Source organism: Paucilactobacillus salsurae (assembly GCF_054784995.1).
The window spans coordinates 249705-267204 of record NZ_BAAHWX010000001.1; the positions used below are offsets into that span (position 1 = coordinate 249705).

Genomic DNA, 17500 nt, shown 5'->3' on the forward strand with positions numbered 1-17500 from the left:
GCCCCTTTACATTTGAAGCAGCTCCTTGATCTTTTTTGCAAAGCCATTATCTAAAATGCCATATACGATATTTGACTGTCCGCTAGCCTGACCTAGTTGTTGCTTTGAAAAAGTCATGTCGACATCAATTTGATAAAACTCACATTTGTCTAAAAACTTTTTCTTCGTTGTTGCTCCAGCATCGTTAGCAACTAATACTAATTTAACTGATTGTTTGCGAATACTGCGTAACACTGTATCTGATCCAGATATTAATAATCTTGCCCGATGACTTAATCCAATTAGTTGTAAAACTTTCTCGTTATTTTTCATTACCAAACAATTCTCTTCTGGCTTGTTGGTGATCCACATAATCAACTAACTCGTCATAAAATTGATCATCAATTTTAACACCGAATACTTGATCAAATGTTCGATTGGTGCGGGCTTTTTTGGCAACTTCAACGTCAATTTGTACGTAAGCACCACGACCCGGCTTTTTGCCAGTTGGATCCAATGAAACTTCATTTTCTTTATTCCGCACTACTCGAACTAGTTGTCGTTTAGGCACCATTTCACCAGTAACAATATCTTTTCTCATCGGAATTTTACGTTGCTTCATTTTACATCAACTCCTAATCTTCTTGATCATCAATTTCTTGAGCTGATTCATCATCTTGTGATGCTTGGTCTTGATCGCTAACTTCTGACTCAGGTTTAATATCAATCTTATAATTAGTCAAGCGAGCTGCAAGTCGCGCATTTTGGCCCTTCTTACCAATAGCAAGTGATAACTGATAATCTGGTACAATCACCGTACAAGCACGTTCGTTTTCTTCATCAAAAATGACGTCTAAAACTTCGGCAGGATTTAAAGCGTTAGCAATATATTGTGCTGGATCATCGACCCATTCCACAATATCCATATTTTCGCCACCCAGTTCATTAACAATCACTTGAACACGTTGACCACGAGGGCCGACACAAGTTCCGACGGCATCAATATTAGCATCATTGGAACGGACTGCAACCTTGGCACGATCCCCCGCTTCTCTTGCAATTGAAACAATTTCAACTGTGCCGTCATAAATTTCAGGAACTTCTTTTTCAAACAAGCGTTTTAATAATTCTGGCGCTGTTCGGCTAACAAAAACTTGTGGCCCCTTACTACTATTTTCGACCTTAGTCACAAATACTTGGATACGATCATGAATGCGGTATGTTTCATTAGGCATTTGGTCTTGTTGACTCATGACTGCTTCAACCTTACCGAGATTAACATAGATAAAACGACTATCTTGTCGTTCAACTTCACCTGTAACAATTTCATTTTCATATTCACTGTATTGGTTGTAGATGACTTCACGTTCTGCTTCTCGAACACGTTGCATGATCACTTGTTTTGCAGTTTGTGCTGCAATGCGACCAAAGTTTTGTGGGGTAACTTCAAAACGAATTTCATCCCCTAATTCATAGCCGCGATTAATTTTTAAAGCTTCTTCCAAACTCACTTCAAGACGGTCATCTTGGACTTCTTCAACAACCGTTTTAACCGCATAAACTTTAATGTTGCCTTTTTGATCATCAAAATCAACTTCAACATTTTGGGCCTGCCCATAATTTCGTTTGTAAGCTGACACTAAAGCGGCTTCTAGGGCGTCAATAACGATTTCTTTTTTGATTCCCTTTTCTTTTTCTAACGCATCAAGCGCCGCTACTAATTCCTTATTCATTTTTAATAACTCCTGTCCAATAATAATTTAAAATTTAATTGCTAACCGACCCTTAGCAACATTACTGCGATCAATTGTAATCGTTTTGTGCCGTGTCTTATCTAAATAATCAAGGGTGAGTTGCTGATCATTCAAGTCAGTTAATGTTCCTTCATACGTCTTTTCACCGTTAATTTGTTGATACAACGAAACATGAATATAGTCGTTTACGGCTTGTTGCCAATCTTTTTCACGTTTTAAAGGACGTTCTGCTCCTGGTGATGAAACTTCTAAAAAGTAGGCTTGTGGGATTGGATCTGGATCCAATTCATCTAGTCGCGTGCCTAATTGATCACTGACTTGCGCACACTCTTCAATGGTAATGCCACCAGGTTTATCGATATAAACTCTCAAATACCAACTTTTGCCTTCTTTAACAAACTCTAAATCATATAATTCAAACTTTTTTTCTTCTAAGATTGGCGTTACTAACTGTGTAACAGTTTCAACAACACTGCTCACTACCACACCTCCATTTTTGCAATAAAAAGAGCGAGCATTTCTGCTCACTCACTACGAGTTTTTAACTTACAGGTACTAATATACCAAAAATTGACATCAATTTCAACTTAACTGCTGTGGCTTGAATTTTGTCTTGCTATCAACAATTGTTTCAGTTTCAAAAATGTGTTTCGATTGCGGATGCTGACTACTGAATAAAAGGGCTCGCCTAACATTTTGGCATAAAAAGCGCGACTATAATTGACCTTTGTCGGTGAGCTCCAAAAAATACAATTTGATAGTATTTTGACCTGATCATATGGCGTCAGCTGCGCTGTAATTCGTTGATCATATTCAGGTAAATAATCATTTAGTTTAAACAAAACGTTATGGCGCAATTGATCATTTTCGTCCCAATACATTGGTATCTGTTGTGCCAACGCTAAAAACGTTGGTTGACTAATAACTGTAAAGCCAATTGGAAATTCATAATTTTGCGTTAAAACAGCTTCTACAATTTTATCAACGTTTTCCGCACTACTTTTAAAAATTAAATTACCACTATTGATATAGCTAATAACATTACTGAACCCTGCTGCACTTAATTGCGCTTTTAAAGTGGCCATGACTACTTTTCTATGGCCACCAACATTAATACCGCGTAGTAATAAAACATAGTCCATCTGCTTACCTCATCATTAGAACAACGACAACTGGTTTTCATCAGGTAATCCATCTAAAACATGATTGGTCGTCATAAAGTCAATTAACGTTTTAGAAACTTTACCACGATTTGCTAAATCTTCTTTTGACAAAAATTCACGTTCTTCTCGAGCAGCTACAATTTGTTTGGCAACGTTCAGCCCTAATCCAGGAATTGCTCTAAATGGCGCAATCAATCGATTACCATCGATTAACCAATTAGAAGCATCTGAATGTTGTAAATCAACCATCTGGAACTCAAAACCACGTTCCAACATTTCGTTAGCTAATTCCAAAATCGTCAAAAGACTCTTTTCCTTAGCTGAGGCATCGTTACCCTTTTGATTAATTTCATTCATGGCTGCTTTAACGGCTTCTTTACCATGCGCCATGGCGACAACATCGAAGTCATCTGCACGAACAGAAAAATAAGCACAATAATAAACCAATGGAAAATAGACTTTAAAATAGGCAATCCGTAAGGCCATCAAAATATATGCCGCTGCATGTGCCCGTGGGAACATATATTTAATTTTTAAACAAGAATCAATATACCATTCTGGCACATCAGAGGCTCTCATTTTATCTTGCCATTCGTCTGGAATTCCGCGTCCTTTCCGAACATGTTCCATAATTTGAAAGGCAATCTCGGAATCCATTCCGTAAGTAATTAAATCGGTCATAATGTTATCACGACAACCAATAACATCCGCAATGGTAACTGTGCCTTTTTTAATTAATTCCTCGGCATTACCCAACCAAACGTCAGTCCCATGAGATAAACCAGAAATTTGTAGCAATTCCGAATAGTTGCTAGGATGCGTTTCTTCCAGCATCCCCCGAACAAATCTGGTTCCAAACTCTGGTACACCTAACGTTCCTGTTTTAGAAAAAATTTGATCTTCGTTAACACCTAAAATATCAGGGCTTGAGAATAAACTCATCACACCTGGATCATCAGTTGGAATCGTTTGCGGATCAATACCTGATAAATCTTGCAACATCCGAATCATCGTGGGATCATCATGTCCCAAAATATCAATTTTCAAGATATTATCGTGAATCGAATGGAAATCAAAATGAGTGGTTTGCCAAGCGGCACTTTGATCATCGGCCGGATATTGAACTGGTGTAAAATCGTAAATATCCATATAATCAGGCACAACAATGATTCCCGCTGGATGTTGACCAGTAGTCCGTTTGACACCAGTAGCCCCTTTAGCTAAACGATCAATTTCAGCATTCCGAAACTGTTGTTCAGTATCTCGTTCATAGGCCTTGACGTAACCATATGCGGTTTTATCCGCCACGGTTCCAATTGTTCCTGCTCGGTATACATTTTTTTCACCAAACAAAACTTTTGTATAGTTATGGGCAATTGGTTGATAGTCACCAGAGAAGTTTAGATCAATATCAGGCACTTTGTTTCCAGTAAAGCCCAAAAACGTTTCGAACGGAATGTTATGACCATCTTTAACCATCAGTGTGCCACATTTTGGACAACTCTTATCTGGCAAATCATAACCAGATTTAACGTCACCTTTAGTAAAGAACTCACTGTATTTACAATTTGGACACCGGTAGTGCGGTGGCAATGGATTAACTTCTGTAATGCCAGTCAACGTGGCTACAATACTAGATCCGACAGACCCCCGGGAACCAACCAAATAACCGTCTTTATTTGATTTGGCCACCAGCCGTTGCGCAATTAAGTAAATAACGGAGAATCCATTGCCAACGATACTTTTTAATTCTCGATCCACTCGTTGTTGCACCAATTCAGGTAGCGGATCCCCGTACCATTCTTTAGCTTTGCTAAGTGTTCGCTCTTGAATTTCATCTTCTGCACCAACCATTTTAGGTGTATACAGTTTATCTTTTAATGGATGGATTTCTTCAATCATATCAGCAATCTTGTTTGAGTTTTCCACCACGATTTCATGGGCTTTTGCTTCACCCATGAAAGCAAACGCGTCCAACATTTCATTTGTAGTCCGAAAATGAGCATCTGGTAACATCTGTCGATTCAACGGATTACCTGCTTGAGAATGAATGAGAATTTTGCGATAAATACTGTCTTCTTTATTGAGAAAGTGAACATCACCCGTAGCTACTACTGGCTTATCAAGTTGGTCCCCAATTTCGACCATATTCATCAAAATTTCTTCGAGATTCGCATCATCTTTAATTAATTCACTTTCAATGAGTGGCGCGTACATGGCTTTAGGTTGTAATTCGATAAAGTCATAATATTTTGCTTTTTCTAAGGCTTCATCGCGTCCCTTTTGCATCATTGAAGTGAATACTTCACCAGACGAACAAGCCGTGCCCAACAATAATCCATCTCGATACTTATTCAGTTGACTACGCGGAATTCTTGGCACCCGGTAAAAGTAGTCAACATTTGAAAGTGAAATTAGTTTAAAAAGATTTTTTAACCCCGCCTGCGTTTTCGCTAAAATCGTTACATGAAATGGTCGGGCATGCCGATAAGCCCCATTATCACTCATATGCTCATTCAATTGGTCATGATACATGATCTGATAACGATCTTCTGCATCTTGTAAGAATAAATGTAATAAATGACCAGTTGATTCTGCGTCAAAAATGGCACGGTGGTGATGTTCCAAGGCAACATTAAACTTCTTTGCCAAGGTGTTGAGGCGATAACTCTTCAAATCTGGATATAAGAAACGAGCCAACGTCAATGTATCAATAATCGGATTTTGAATAGGTTCTAATTCATAACGAGCATAACCTGTGTTCATAAACCCAACGTCAAACGTGACATTATGGCCAGCCACAATCGTGTCACCACAAAATTCACGGAATAGTTTAAAAACTTCTTCTTCACTTTTTGATCCACGAACCATATCATCCGTGATACTCGTCAAATTAGTGGTTGTTTCAGATAAGTGAAAACCAGGGTCAATAAACTCTTCAAATTCTTCAAGAACGCCGCCATTGTGCATTTTAACCGCAGACAACTCAATGACGCGATCATAAATAGCAGATAATCCAGTAGTTTCCACGTCAAAAATGACATAATCAGTATCCATTAATGGGCGATGATCGTCATTGTAGGCAATCGGAATTCCGTCATCGACGACGTTTGCTTCGACACCGTAAATCATTTTTAAATCATTTTTTTCTGCGGCATGAAACGCATCGGGAAATCCTTGTACTGCTGCATGATCCGTAATTGCAATCGCACTGTGGCCCCATTCTTTAGCTTGTTTGGCAAAATCCGCAATTGAATTCGTCGCATCCATTTGACTCATCGTTGTATGTAAATGGAGTTCAACGCGTTTTTGTCCTTCGGCTGTATCCTGACGCTTGGGGTGTTGCACCGTATTAATATCATAAGCATTAATCGTCAAATCGCGCATGAAGGTGTCTTCTTGAACCGGGCCGCGAACCTTAATCCAATCGCCTTCACTGATTTTCGCAAATTGTTGCTCATCACTACTGTCTCTTGAAAACTTCTTAATTGTCATTGACGATGAATAATCTGTAATCTCTAAAATCATCAACTGACGTTGTGATTTTAAAGTGCGGATTTCTTTATTAAAGATGTAGCCTTCTACGATGACAGAACGTTCTTCTTCTGTGATATCTGCTAAACGGCGGACGTCATCAGTCGCTTTAATTTGTTTACCAAGTGTTGCTGGTCCACTCGGAACAGCCGCCGTAGATTGCTTCTTACTGGCTTCTTGAATTTGTTTAGCAGCCTTAGCCGCTAATTTGGCATCTTGAATTTCTTGTTGGGCTTTCAGTTCTTGAATTTGTGCCTCAGAAGCACTTTCATCAATGATAGTGTGAATGTTAAATTTAGGAAAACCAACCCGTTGATACAAATCCTCAATCGGTCCTAAAGCTTGATTAACCATAAAATTACGGACAATTTCATTTTCAGCCACAAACATCACGCGATTATCAGTCACATGTGGTAATCCATTACCACATAGTTCCTGAATCAAAGGCGATTGCACACCACTATTTTGCACAATCCATTGCCAGTAATCAGCGATAGTTGCTTGATCCAACGTACTTGTTCCCGTTGTGATGACATAGTTAATTTCAGCAATATCTTTAAAACCAGCCATTAAGGCAGCGATAAATTCACTAAAAACTGGAAAGGGAAGTACTTGTTTAAAATAAAGATGAAATTCCCAAATCTTTGATTTTTGATGGACAATCACTTGTTTAATTTGTGCATCATCAAAATCTTCAGTGGATTGTGGATGAAAATTAATTTGTTCCAACAATTTGTTGAACAATTCATGTTGGTTTAATGCCACAATGACTCCTCCTTACCTGTATAAACAAACAATGGGATGTGTCCAAAACTGCAGTTTGGTAGACATCCCGTTTTGTATCACTTAATTATTGTTCATTTTCTTGTTGACTGGTTTTAAATAAAATACCAATTGTATTTTCCAATTCATCCTGACGGACTTCAAGCGTTTCGCCAGTGCGTCTGAGTTTTAATTCAACGATTCCTTCATCTGCTTTTTTACCAACAGTGATGCGTAAAGGAATGCCAATTAAATCAGAATCAGCAAATTTAACTCCTGGACGCTCATTACGATCATCAAGTAAAACTTCATAACCCGCAGCGTCTAGTTGTTGTGTGACTTCAGTTGCTAACCGTGCCTGTTCTTCTTTTTTAGTATTAATTGGCACGACATGAACATCAAATGGTGCAATTTCACGAGGCCAAACTAAGCCATCTTCATCGGCATATTGTTCAGCAATTGCAGACAATAAGCGTGAAATACCAATTCCGTAACAGCCCATAATCACATCGGCTTGACGGCCGTTTTGATCCAAAACAGTCGCGTCCAGAGCCTTCGAATACCGAGTGCCCAGTTTAAAAATATGTCCAATTTCAATACCACGAGTAAATTGTAATTGGCCTTGGCCATCCGGCGAAGTTTCTCCTTCAACTGCCATCTTGAAATCGCCAAAATGATCAACCCGAAAATCACGATCAATATTTGCATTAATATAATGATGATCTGCTTCATCAGCACCAACGGCGACATTCACCATATCACTCACATACTGATCCGCTAAAATAAGGACGTCTTCGCTAACGCCAACAGGTCCTAGTGAACCAAAAGGTGCGTGAAGATAGGTCTTAGTTTCTTCTTCTGTCGCCAGTTCAAGTGAATCAGCATGTAAATAATTAGTCACTTTGACCTCGTTAACTTCATGATCACCACGAACTAACACCATCACTGGTTTACCATCTGCCATCACAAATAATGTTTTGACTAAACTTTCTGGTTTCACATCTAAAAATGTGGCTAAATCGTCAATTGATTTTACCCCTGGTGTACTAATTTTTTCGAGATCTTGTAATGGAGCGTGAGACTTATGGCTCACAAATTGACTAGTTGCCATTTCCAAGTTAGCGGCATAGTCACTACTATCAGAATAAGCAATTGTGTCTTCACCAATTGGCGCAATAGCAGAAAATTCTTTTGAATCACTACCGCCCATGGCCCCTGCATCCCCAATAATTGTGCGGAAATCAAGACCACAACGTTCAAAGATATTGTTGTATGCTGCTTCCATTTGTTTATAAGATTGATCCAACCCTTCTTCATCAACGCTAAAAGAGTAGGCATCCATCATATCAAATTCACGGCCACGTAATAAGCCGAACCGTGGTCGATCTTCGTCCCGATACTTTGGCTGCAGTTGATACAAAGTTAACGGTAATTTTTTATAAGATTTGATGCTATCACGAATGATTTCTGTAAATGTTTCTTCATGCGTTGGTCCCAAAATGAAGTCTCGTTCATGACGATCTTGTAATTTAAACAAATTATCGCCATAGGTTTCGTAACGACCAGACTGACGCCAAAGATCTGCGGGTAACACCGCTGGAACAATCATTTCAACAGCATCAATTTTTTCAAGTTCCTCTCTCATAATGGTTTCAATATTTCTGAGGACACGAAATGCTAATGGTAAATAAGCATACATCCCAGCAGAAACTTGATAAATATAGCCTGCTCGAAGCATCATTTGATGACTGAGTGCCTCAGCATCACTAGGTGCCTCTTTTAAAGTGGAAATTAACATTTTTGATTGTTTCATCAGTTACGCGCTCCTTTTTTTAATGGAAAAAATATCGTTGAATATCATTCCATGTCACCAGAATCATTAAAACCATTAATAATCCAAAACCAATCAAGGTCACAATTCCTTCTGCGGTTTCTGGAATAGGTTTTCTTCTGATACCTTCGATAATATTTAATAGTAATTTACCCCCATCCAGTGCTGGAATGGGTAACAGATTAACGATACCTAAGTTGATTGAGAGTACCGCAATAAAGTTTAACACACCTAAGACACCTAAAGAGGCAGCTTGTGAAGTACCTGCATAAATGGCCACGGGTCCGCCAAAATCATTTAAACTAAAGCCGTGAGTCACCATATGACCTAAGACACCAAAGATCAAAGCAATGATTGTCCAAGTCTGTTTAAACCCATAGCTAATGCGCGCTCCAATACTGGTATCAATTTTTTCTTTAATACCAATTTGACCAACTTTATTTGACCCCTGCTTAACCGTTTTCGGTGTAATTGAAATCTGCTTAGTTGTTTTATGAGATTTAACGCTCACACGTAATTTGTCTCCAGGGTGTTTTGAAATTGCGGCCGACAAATCATTCCAATTCTTTGTTTTTTTGGCGTTCACCGCGGTAATTTGATCGCCAGTTTTCAAACCCGCTTTTTGGGCCACCGATCCATTGGTCACGCCACCTAGCGTATTACTGTTTGTAGGAATGCCCGGTAGCATGAACCCTAAAATAATAAAGACAATAATTGCTAAAATAAAATTATTCATCGGTCCTGCAAAATTAGTCATCATTCTTTGTGGCAATTTTGCTGATTGAAATTGCACATCTCGCGGCGCAATTCGAACTTGTACCCCATCAGTTTCAATAATCGAGGCATCGTGATCTACATCGTAGCGCTGTAATTCATCTTCGTTACCGTTAACATAACCTTCAATCCAAAGACCATCAACAAGATCGCTATTACTAACCTGCAACGGAATGCCATTGAATAACTGCGTCTTTTGACTCGCATTAATCGTTGTCACCTTTTGCTGATCATTTAATTGAATTGTAATCGGTGTCCCAGGTTTTAGTTCGTCTTCGTCATCATCCTGGGCTCCAGCCATTCGGACATAGCCACCCAGCGGCAAAATTCGAATAGTGTAGGTTGTGCCATTTTTTTTATACCACCAAATCTTTGGACCCATACCAATTGAAAATTCACGAACCAAAATTCCTGAACGCTTGGCAAAATAGTAGTGCCCAAATTCATGCACTAACACAATGACCCCAAACACGATGATGAATGTAATAATGGTAACTATCATGACGACTCCTTTGTGTCCTCTTTTAAATAATTCCTAATAAGTAAAGCATTGGCATCACAAGTAACATACTGTCAAAACGATCTAAAATACCACCGTGACCTGGCAATATTTTACCTGAATCTTTAACGCCATAAAATCGTTTCAATGCTGACTCAATTAAATCGCCAATTTGACCAATAATTGATAAGACTAATGTCAAGAATACCATAACAACCCAGTTGTAACCAACCGGGAAGAACCACAAGTAGACTGCCAAAATAACTGTTGCAGCAATGGTTCCCCCAATTGAACCTTCCCAAGTTTTATTGGGACTAATTTTAGGCGCCAACTTATGTTTACCAATTTTGCGACCAATCATATATGCGCCACTGTCCGTCAGCCAAACAATGAGCATGCCATAGAGTAACGTTGTAAAACCATCTGCTCGTGCAGCAATAAAGAAATGAAAGCCAATTCCAATGTACAACATTGCCAATGTAAGAACACCAGCATCATCAAAGGTAAATCGTGTTTTTTTAATAACGGTATGCATCAGTAATAGCAGTGCCGCAATGTAAAAGACAACTAAACGATTAAAACTACCAGGTAAAAATGATAGCCAATTGTTAGGAATAATGACTAAAATTAAGCCCAGACAACTCACAATAGCTTCAAATGAAACCAGTAACATTTTCTTCATGATTAAAATTTCATCTAATGCGACAACGCCTAAAACTATTCCCGCAAACGTTAGTGGCAGACCACCATAAACAATTAGTGGAATAAAAATTATTAGTGCTACGATTGCCGTAATTACTCTTTGCTTCATTAGTCAAATACACTCATTTCTAAATTATTTTAAAGACCACCGAAACGTCGGTGACGTGCCTGATAAATGGCAATTGCATTTTTGAGGGACTCATCTGTAAACTCTGGCCAATGTTCATCAACAAAAACAAACTCGCTGTAGGCCAATTGCCACAGCATAAAGTTGCTAATTCGTTGTTCACCACTCGTTCTAATAATTACCTCAGGATCTTGATAATCACCCAGCATATTAGTCATCAAATGCTGTTCGAAGACTTGATTATCAATTTCATCAATCTGCAGTTGATCATTTTTGATTGCCTTAGCAATTTCTTTCGTGGCATGAATAATTTCATCACGGCCACCATAGTTCAATGCAAAGTTCAAAATCATCCCCGTGCAATCTTTGGTGTCATCAATGGCATTCACGACGGCCTCTTGTGTTTTTTCAGGTAGCTTAGTAATATCACCCATCACAGTGACGCGAACATTATTTTTAACCAAATCTGGAACAAAGGTATTAAAGAACGTGACTGGCAGTTGCATTAAGTAATTGACTTCATCATTCGGTCGCTTCCAATTTTCAGTTGAAAAAGCATACAACGACAAGACGTTTACACCTAGATGACTTGCAGCAATGGCAATCGTTTTGACGGTTTCTATTCCCTGTTTATGGCCAGCGACTCGTGGCATATGACGTTGCTTCGCCCATCTACCGTTGCCGTCCATGATAATCGCAACATGGTGGGGAATGTTATCCATATTTAACTGGGTAGTTGCTTTTGTCTGATGCTGTGCATCATTTTTCGATTTAAAAAACAATTTATGCCTCCGGTGACACTAGAATCTAATCTATCATATTGTAGCAAAAATATTATCCCGATTCTATCTTCGTTTAAAACGTAACTTGTTTTTAATAATCACGGTTACAATTATAAAACAAAAAGCATCACTAGATACAAGCTCCAATGATGCTTTTAGAATCCTTCAGGCAACGCCTAAATTTGCATGAGTTCGTCTTCTTTATCAGATGCAATTTGATCTAATTGTTTGATACCATCGTCAGTGATTTTTTGGGTCTGCTTTTCTAAATCATGAAATTCATCATCATTAAAATCGCCGTCTTTATTACCTTTTTTCAAGGCATCCATAGCGTCACGACGCACATTTCGAATGGCAACTTTTGCATTTTCTGTTTCAGATTTAACATCTTTCACTAATTCTTTACGACGTTCTTCAGTCAATTGTGGGATCACTAAACGAATGGCAGAACCATCATTTGCGGGTGTGAGTCCCAAATCAGATGCAAAAATAGCCTGTTCAACAGCTTCCAGCACGCTCTTATCAAATGGTGTAATTAACAAGACACGTGGTTCTGGAATGGTAATCGATGCTAATTGGTTTAATGGTGTTTGGGCACCGTAATAATCTACTGTTACCCGGTTTAAAATACTTGCATTGGCGCGACCGGCACGAATGTTTCCAAGCTCACGTTGCAGTGCCTCTGCCGATTTATTCATCTTATCTTTGGCTTCGTTTAAAATTTCTTTACTTGTCGCCATCTTTATTCCCCCTAACTGTTGTTCCGATATTTTCGCCTTCAACAACTTTCATGATGTTACCAGCTTTATTGAGATTAAATACGACTAGTGGAATATCATTGTCCATTGAAAGAGAACTAGCCGTTGAGTCCATAACGTGTAAATTCTTCTGAATAATTTCTAAATGGGTTAACGTTTCAAATTTAACTGCATTAGCATCCTTGTTAGGATCTGCTGAGTAAATCCCATCAACACCGTTTTTAGCCATTAAAATAGCGTCTGCGTTGATTTCAGCTGCTCGTAGCGCAGCAGTCGTATCAGTGGAAAAATAGGGGCTTCCTGTGCCAGCCGCAAAAATCACAATGCGATCTTTTTCTAAATGGCGAATGGCCTTGCGGCGAATATAAGGTTCAGCAATTTGGCGCATTTCAATGGCGGTTTGGACTCGAGTTGGAACACCATTAGATTCTAGACTATCCTGCAATGCCAAGGCATTCATAACTGTACCGAGCATGCCAACGTAGTCTGCTTGGGCCCGTTCCATTCCCATTTGAGCACCTGTGACACCTCGCCACATATTACCACCACCAACGACAATGGCAATTTGAACGCCAAGGTCATGAACCTGTTTCAATTCTTCTGCAACGGTTTTGATAACTGGAGGGTTAATACCAAAGCCTTTATCCCCTGCTAATGCTTCTCCACTTAATTTTAAGATGACACGTTTATATTTCACTGAACTCATTGATTTTGTCCTTTCACTGCTGATAACTGCTATCGTTAACTGTCAAAAAAAGCGTACATGCCCGTACGCCCTTTTGATTTAGTCTTTAATTTGTCCCATAACTTCATCAACAAAGTTATCTTGTTTCTTTTCGATACCTTCACCGACTTCATAACGAACAAATGATTTTAACTTGCCGCCTTTTGATTCAACGTATTTAGCAACAGTCATATCAGGATCTTTAACAAAGTCTTGATCAGCTAAACTAATTTCAGCCAAGAATTTATTTAAACGTCCGGTAACCATCTTTTCAACAATACTTTCTGGTTTTCCTTCATTTAAAGCCTCTTTAGTTAAAACTTCACGTTCGTGAGCTAAACGATCAGCAGGAACGTCATCTCTTGAAACAAATTCTGGATTAACGGCAGCAACGTGCATTGCTACGTCTTTAGCAGTAGCTTCATCAGCGCCTTCGAGCACGACTAATGCTGCAATACTACCACCCATGTGAAGGTAAGCACCAAAATTCTCGTTATCTGCTTTATTCACAACTTTAAAACGACGAAGACTGATTTTTTCACCAGTTACTTGTGTGGTTGTAATAATAGCATCGTTTAGAGTGCCATTTTCAACTGGTAATTGTAAAGCGGCTTCGACATCTGCAGGGTTATTTTCAGCAATTACGCTTGTTACTTGGTCAAGCAATGATTTGAATTGATCTCCACCAGAAACAAAGTCAGTTTCTGAGTTTAATTCAACAATAGCTGCTTTATTTCCTTCTACTTTAATATCTGTTAAGCCTTCAGCAGCCACCCGATCGCTCTTCTTTGCGGCTTTAGCAATTCCTTTTTCACGAAGGAAATCAGTGGCCTTTTCCATGTCACCTTCAGTAGCAACGAGCGCCTTTTTAGCGTCCATCATTCCTACACCAGTTTTTTTACGTAATTCCATTACTTGAGCTGCTTTAATTTCTGCCATGTTTATTTCTCCTTAATTAATCACTAATTATTAATAAATAAAAAAGCTGTCCCTGTGTTCTCAGGCCGATACGGTCCTAATCACATTTGAGACAGCCTAAGTGTTTCATTATTTGTCGTCTTGTTTTGTTCCTTCAACAGTTGCTTTTAAATCTTCTAAAGATTCGCCAGTAACAGTTGCGTCTTCTGCTGGTGCATCTGCAGCAGCTTCTGGTTGAGCTTGATCATCTTGACCTTGCTTACCTTCGATAACTGCGTCTGCCATTTTAGCAGTAATCAAACGAACGGCACGAATGGCATCATCGTTTGAAGGAATGATAACATCAATATCGTCTGGATCAGTGTTTGTATCGACCATAGCAACGATTGGAATGTTAAGCTTTTGTGCTTCCTTAACAGCAATTTGTTCCTTATGTGGATCAACAATAAAGATTGCATCTGGGATTCTTGGCATATCTTCAATACCGCCTAAGAATCTTTCAAGTTTTTCACGTTGCTTGTTAAGCAAAGAAACTTCTTTCTTTGGTAACACGTCAAAACTACCGTCTTCACTCATCTTCTTCAATTCTTTCAAACGCTTGATACGTGATTGAATTGTGTCCCAGTTAGTTAAAGTTCCACCTAACCAACGATGGTTAACGTAGTATTGACCTGCACGAACGGCTTCTTCTTCAATGGCATCCTGTGCTTGTTTCTTAGTACCAACAAACAAGATTACACCATCATCTTCAGCAGCTTCTTTAACGAAGTTATATGCTGAGTCGATCATCTTAACAGTCTTTTGTAAGTCGATAATGTAAATACCGTTACGTTCTGTAAAGATGTATGGCTTCATCTTAGGATTCCAACGACGTGTTTGGTGTCCAAAATGAACACCGGCTTCTAATAATTGTTTCATGCTAATAACTGACATGAATAGTACCTCCAGATAGTTTTTTCCTCCCCAGCGATCATCTAACTTAAAAACTTAATGAATAAGCACTCTTTAAATTATCAACACTAGGTGTGAATTGGCATTTTACCGCCGACAATTAGTATACAAAAAATGCAAGTTTAGTGCAAGTCCTTTTACTGGCGATATTGTTGCCAATTAATTTGCTGTTCTTGTAAAAACTGCTCTTTTTTGGCCCGCGTTTGGTGTTTAAACGCATATTCCGCTTTCATCGCCTCAGATTTAGTAGCAAATCTTTGTGAGAACACTAGGTGCAACGGATGTCTTTTTTTAACACGGGTATATTTTGCACCTTGCCCGCTTTCGTGAGTAGCAAATCGTCTCAATACGTCATCTGTAAAGCCACCATAAAACGTATCATCAGCGCAATAAATAACATAAAAATAATAAGCCTTATTTTCCATATAACAATTTCCTGACTTCCGGACTATACTCATCACTGTTTTTTTCATTAATCACTAACGGTGGCACAATTTTAACGCCGCCTTGTTTACCGTCTTTGATCATCTCAATTAAAACCATGTTAGCGTTGCGATTTTCTTTTGGATAGATAAATTGAATTTTTTTGGGTGCCAATCGTAACTCTCGCATGTTTGCAAAAATTTCTTCAAGTCGATCAGGTCGATGAACCAAGTAGGCACGGCCATTCATTTTAAGAAGTCCACTAATTTTTTCCAAAACCATGTTTAAATTGGTTTTTATTTCATGTCTAGCGATGGCCAAATAGGGATTAGGATTCTTCTTACTAGTTTCAAAATTCGAAAAGTAAGGTGGATTACAAGTGATTAAGTCCACACTATCTTTAGGAATACTACCAAAAACATCGTTAAGATCAATATTCAAAACTTGATATCGATTTTCCAGTTGATTAAGCAGAATACTTCGCTGATTCATTTCTGCTAAGCGTGGTTGAATTTCCACTTGCGTTACATTGCCCGCCAGTCGTTCATGTAAAAACAGCCCCACAGCGCCATTTCCTGAACATAAATCCACAATTTTAAGGTGTCGTTTTTTACTTTCTGGGACAAAATTCGCTAATAGTACAGCATCAAGAGAAAACGAAAAAACGTCCTCACTTTGAATAATCTTGATGTCTTGACTATAAAGTTGATCAATTCGTTCATTCGAATGCAAAAATTGTGAATCAGATGCGACCATTTCAATCCTCCAAACTAAGTTGTTACTTGCAAAATATTATTTTTTTTCATATATTAAAGGCTATGTAATGTGAAAATAGACTCACACAAATCCAATTTAAACTAAATTAGGAGACTTTGTTACAATGTTATATTCATTTTTAAGAGTCGTAATTCGCTGTTTATTATATCTTATTAATGGCAAGCCGACTTATTTAAATAAAAAAAATCTGCCAACTGGTAATTACATATTAGTCGGCCCCCATCGAACCTGGTTTGATCCGGTCTATTTTGCCCTGGCCGCTTCTCCAAAAAAGTTCAGCTTCATGGCAAAAGAAGAACTTTTTAAAAATCCGATTATTCGCTTTCTACTGGTTCATGTAAATGGTTACCCAGTTGATCGATTGAATCCAGGACCTTCTGCCATTAAAAAACCGGTTAAACTTTTGAAACAATCAGAACTTTCCACAATTATTTTTCCAAGTGGATCACGTTATTCAGATCAACTTAAAGGTGGTGCACTTGTAATTGCCAAGTTAGCTGACGTACCTCTAATTCCAACAGTTTATCAAGGCCCATTAACCTTTAAAAAACTATTTAGTCGCCAAAAAACTACCGTTGCATTCGGTGAACCTATCAAACTGGATCGCAAACAAAAATTGACCGACGAAGTTCAAAAAGACATTGAGCAACAATTGCAAAGTGCTTTTAACACTTTAGATCAACAAATTAATCCAGATTTTAAATATGTGGTCCCTGTTAAACCTGAAAATGATCATTTCTAAATAAAAAATCGGCTATTCGCCGATTTTTTATTTACCCTTTTTTGCTTGGGCTTGCATTGCTTGCATCATTTGATGAAGCTTCTTATTTGATGGTTTTTGTCCCATTTGTAACATCATGGTTCTTAACATATCTTCGTTAATTGGTGGGTTATTCTTGAGATAACTTTCCATATACTTTCGTGCTCCAAAAAATCCGCCAACCAATCCGATTAGCAAAGCAACGAACAAAAGTAAAATCCAAATGCCTGTTGACACAGTATTTTCCCCCTTTTCTCATTCAGTATCTTATGTTACACAAAA

General features: G+C 38.4%; 18 protein-coding genes. 1 reads left to right on the forward strand and 17 read right to left on the reverse strand.

Annotation, left to right across the window (positions count from 1 at the left end):
- Nucleotides 1-6 precede the first annotated feature (6 nt).
- The 16 genes from ACYVQZ_RS01280 to ACYVQZ_RS01355 all read right to left on the reverse strand — a co-directional run bounded on the left by ACYVQZ_RS01280 (nt 7) and on the right by ACYVQZ_RS01355 (nt 16437).
- Nucleotides 7-312, reverse strand: a complete 306-nt coding sequence (locus tag ACYVQZ_RS01280; RefSeq protein WP_461239589.1) for a L7Ae/L30e/S12e/Gadd45 family ribosomal protein — start codon at nt 310-312, stop codon at nt 7-9.
- On the reverse strand, nt 302-601 hold the full coding sequence (gene rnpM / locus ACYVQZ_RS01285; protein ID WP_461239590.1) for an RNase P modulator RnpM: 300 nt from the start codon (nt 599-601) through the stop codon (nt 302-304). Before rnpM ends, ACYVQZ_RS01280 begins: the two co-directional genes overlap by 11 nt.
- 13 nt (nt 602-614) lie before the next feature.
- On the reverse strand, nt 615-1712 hold the full coding sequence (nusA, locus tag ACYVQZ_RS01290; RefSeq protein WP_461239591.1) for a transcription termination factor NusA: 1098 nt from the start codon (nt 1710-1712) through the stop codon (nt 615-617).
- 27 nt (nt 1713-1739) lie between these two features.
- On the reverse strand, nt 1740-2213 hold the full coding sequence (rimP, locus tag ACYVQZ_RS01295; RefSeq protein WP_461239592.1) for a ribosome maturation factor RimP: 474 nt from the start codon (nt 2211-2213) through the stop codon (nt 1740-1742).
- 107 nt (nt 2214-2320) lie between these two features.
- Entirely contained in the window at nt 2321-2875 is a 555-nt protein-coding gene (locus ACYVQZ_RS01300) for a DUF1697 domain-containing protein (RefSeq protein ID WP_461239593.1), read from the reverse strand.
- 15 nt (nt 2876-2890) lie between these two features.
- On the reverse strand, nt 2891-7195 hold the full coding sequence (locus ACYVQZ_RS01305) for a PolC-type DNA polymerase III (protein ID WP_461239594.1): 4305 nt from the start codon (nt 7193-7195) through the stop codon (nt 2891-2893).
- Between the two features lie 85 nt (nt 7196-7280).
- Nucleotides 7281-9005, reverse strand: coding sequence for a proline--tRNA ligase (locus ACYVQZ_RS01310; protein ID WP_461239595.1), 1725 nt, complete (start codon nt 9003-9005; stop codon nt 7281-7283).
- A gap of 19 nt (nt 9006-9024) precedes the next feature.
- The gene (rseP, locus tag ACYVQZ_RS01315; RefSeq protein ID WP_461239596.1) at nt 9025-10299 is read right to left on the reverse strand and encodes an RIP metalloprotease RseP; all 1275 of its coding nucleotides are present in this window, start codon (nt 10297-10299) and stop codon (nt 9025-9027) included.
- A gap of 22 nt (nt 10300-10321) precedes the next feature.
- Nucleotides 10322-11107 (reverse strand): phosphatidate cytidylyltransferase, encoded by a 786-nt coding sequence (locus ACYVQZ_RS01320; RefSeq protein WP_461239597.1) that lies wholly within the window; start codon nt 11105-11107, stop codon nt 10322-10324.
- 29 nt (nt 11108-11136) lie between these two features.
- Nucleotides 11137-11847 carry an undecaprenyl pyrophosphate synthase gene (gene uppS, locus ACYVQZ_RS01325; RefSeq protein WP_461239720.1) on the reverse strand — a complete coding sequence of 237 codons (711 nt, stop codon included), beginning with the start codon at nt 11845-11847 and terminating at the stop codon, nt 11137-11139.
- Between the two features lie 236 nt (nt 11848-12083).
- The gene (gene frr / locus ACYVQZ_RS01330; RefSeq protein WP_461239598.1) at nt 12084-12647 is read right to left on the reverse strand and encodes a ribosome recycling factor; all 564 of its coding nucleotides are present in this window, start codon (nt 12645-12647) and stop codon (nt 12084-12086) included.
- Complete coding sequence (gene pyrH / locus ACYVQZ_RS01335) at nt 12634-13371, reverse strand: UMP kinase (RefSeq protein WP_461239599.1); 738 nt, start codon at nt 13369-13371, stop codon at nt 12634-12636. The genes frr and pyrH overlap by 14 nt, the downstream gene beginning before the upstream one ends.
- Before the next feature lie 78 nt (nt 13372-13449).
- Nucleotides 13450-14328: a translation elongation factor Ts gene (gene tsf / locus ACYVQZ_RS01340; protein ID WP_461239600.1), complete on the reverse strand. Its 879-nt coding sequence runs from the start codon at nt 14326-14328 to the stop codon at nt 13450-13452.
- A gap of 108 nt (nt 14329-14436) precedes the next feature.
- Complete coding sequence (gene rpsB / locus ACYVQZ_RS01345; RefSeq protein ID WP_461239601.1) at nt 14437-15240, reverse strand: 30S ribosomal protein S2; 804 nt, start codon at nt 15238-15240, stop codon at nt 14437-14439.
- Between the two features lie 155 nt (nt 15241-15395).
- Nucleotides 15396-15683 (reverse strand): GIY-YIG nuclease family protein, encoded by a 288-nt coding sequence (locus ACYVQZ_RS01350; protein ID WP_461239602.1) that lies wholly within the window; start codon nt 15681-15683, stop codon nt 15396-15398.
- Nucleotides 15673-16437 carry a tRNA1(Val) (adenine(37)-N6)-methyltransferase gene (locus tag ACYVQZ_RS01355; RefSeq protein ID WP_461239603.1) on the reverse strand — a complete coding sequence of 255 codons (765 nt, stop codon included), beginning with the start codon at nt 16435-16437 and terminating at the stop codon, nt 15673-15675. Before ACYVQZ_RS01355 ends, ACYVQZ_RS01350 begins: the two co-directional genes overlap by 11 nt.
- A 124-nt stretch (nt 16438-16561) precedes the next feature.
- On the opposite strand from ACYVQZ_RS01355, the gene ACYVQZ_RS01360 reads away from it, so the two are divergent.
- Nucleotides 16562-17200 carry a lysophospholipid acyltransferase family protein gene (locus ACYVQZ_RS01360; RefSeq protein WP_461239604.1) on the forward strand — a complete coding sequence of 213 codons (639 nt, stop codon included), beginning with the start codon at nt 16562-16564 and terminating at the stop codon, nt 17198-17200.
- A gap of 27 nt (nt 17201-17227) precedes the next feature.
- On the opposite strand, the gene ACYVQZ_RS01365 is transcribed toward ACYVQZ_RS01360, so the two are convergent.
- The gene (locus ACYVQZ_RS01365) at nt 17228-17455 is read right to left on the reverse strand and encodes a YneF family protein (protein ID WP_461239605.1); all 228 of its coding nucleotides are present in this window, start codon (nt 17453-17455) and stop codon (nt 17228-17230) included.
- Between the last annotated feature and the right edge of the window lie 45 nt (nt 17456-17500).

What these genes read in the sequence shown, in the direction of transcription:
- ACYVQZ_RS01280 (WP_461239589.1), bottom strand. Translation starts at nt 312, where the DNA reads ATGAAAAATAACGAGAAAGTTTTACAACTAATTGGATTAAGTCATCGG.
- rnpM (WP_461239590.1), bottom strand. Translation starts at nt 601, where the DNA reads ATGAAGCAACGTAAAATTCCGATGAGAAAAGATATTGTTACTGGTGAA.
- nusA (WP_461239591.1), bottom strand. Translation starts at nt 1,712, where the DNA reads ATGAATAAGGAATTAGTAGCGGCGCTTGATGCGTTAGAAAAAGAAAAG.
- ACYVQZ_RS01300 (WP_461239593.1), bottom strand. Translation starts at nt 2,875, where the DNA reads ATGGACTATGTTTTATTACTACGCGGTATTAATGTTGGTGGCCATAGA.
- ACYVQZ_RS01310 (WP_461239595.1), bottom strand. Translation starts at nt 9,005, where the DNA reads ATGAAACAATCAAAAATGTTAATTTCCACTTTAAAAGAGGCACCTAGT.
- rseP (WP_461239596.1), bottom strand. Translation starts at nt 10,299, where the DNA reads ATGATAGTTACCATTATTACATTCATCATCGTGTTTGGGGTCATTGTG.
- ACYVQZ_RS01320 (WP_461239597.1), bottom strand. Translation starts at nt 11,107, where the DNA reads ATGAAGCAAAGAGTAATTACGGCAATCGTAGCACTAATAATTTTTATT.
- uppS (WP_461239720.1), bottom strand. Translation starts at nt 11,847, where the DNA reads ATGGATAACATTCCCCACCATGTTGCGATTATCATGGACGGCAACGGT.
- frr (WP_461239598.1), bottom strand. Translation starts at nt 12,647, where the DNA reads ATGGCGACAAGTAAAGAAATTTTAAACGAAGCCAAAGATAAGATGAAT.
- pyrH (WP_461239599.1), bottom strand. Translation starts at nt 13,371, where the DNA reads ATGAGTTCAGTGAAATATAAACGTGTCATCTTAAAATTAAGTGGAGAA.
- tsf (WP_461239600.1), bottom strand. Translation starts at nt 14,328, where the DNA reads ATGGCAGAAATTAAAGCAGCTCAAGTAATGGAATTACGTAAAAAAACT.
- rpsB (WP_461239601.1), bottom strand. Translation starts at nt 15,240, where the DNA reads ATGTCAGTTATTAGCATGAAACAATTATTAGAAGCCGGTGTTCATTTT.
- ACYVQZ_RS01350 (WP_461239602.1), bottom strand. Translation starts at nt 15,683, where the DNA reads ATGGAAAATAAGGCTTATTATTTTTATGTTATTTATTGCGCTGATGAT.
- ACYVQZ_RS01355 (WP_461239603.1), bottom strand. Translation starts at nt 16,437, where the DNA reads ATGGTCGCATCTGATTCACAATTTTTGCATTCGAATGAACGAATTGAT.
- ACYVQZ_RS01360 (WP_461239604.1), top strand. Translation starts at nt 16,562, where the DNA reads ATGTTATATTCATTTTTAAGAGTCGTAATTCGCTGTTTATTATATCTT.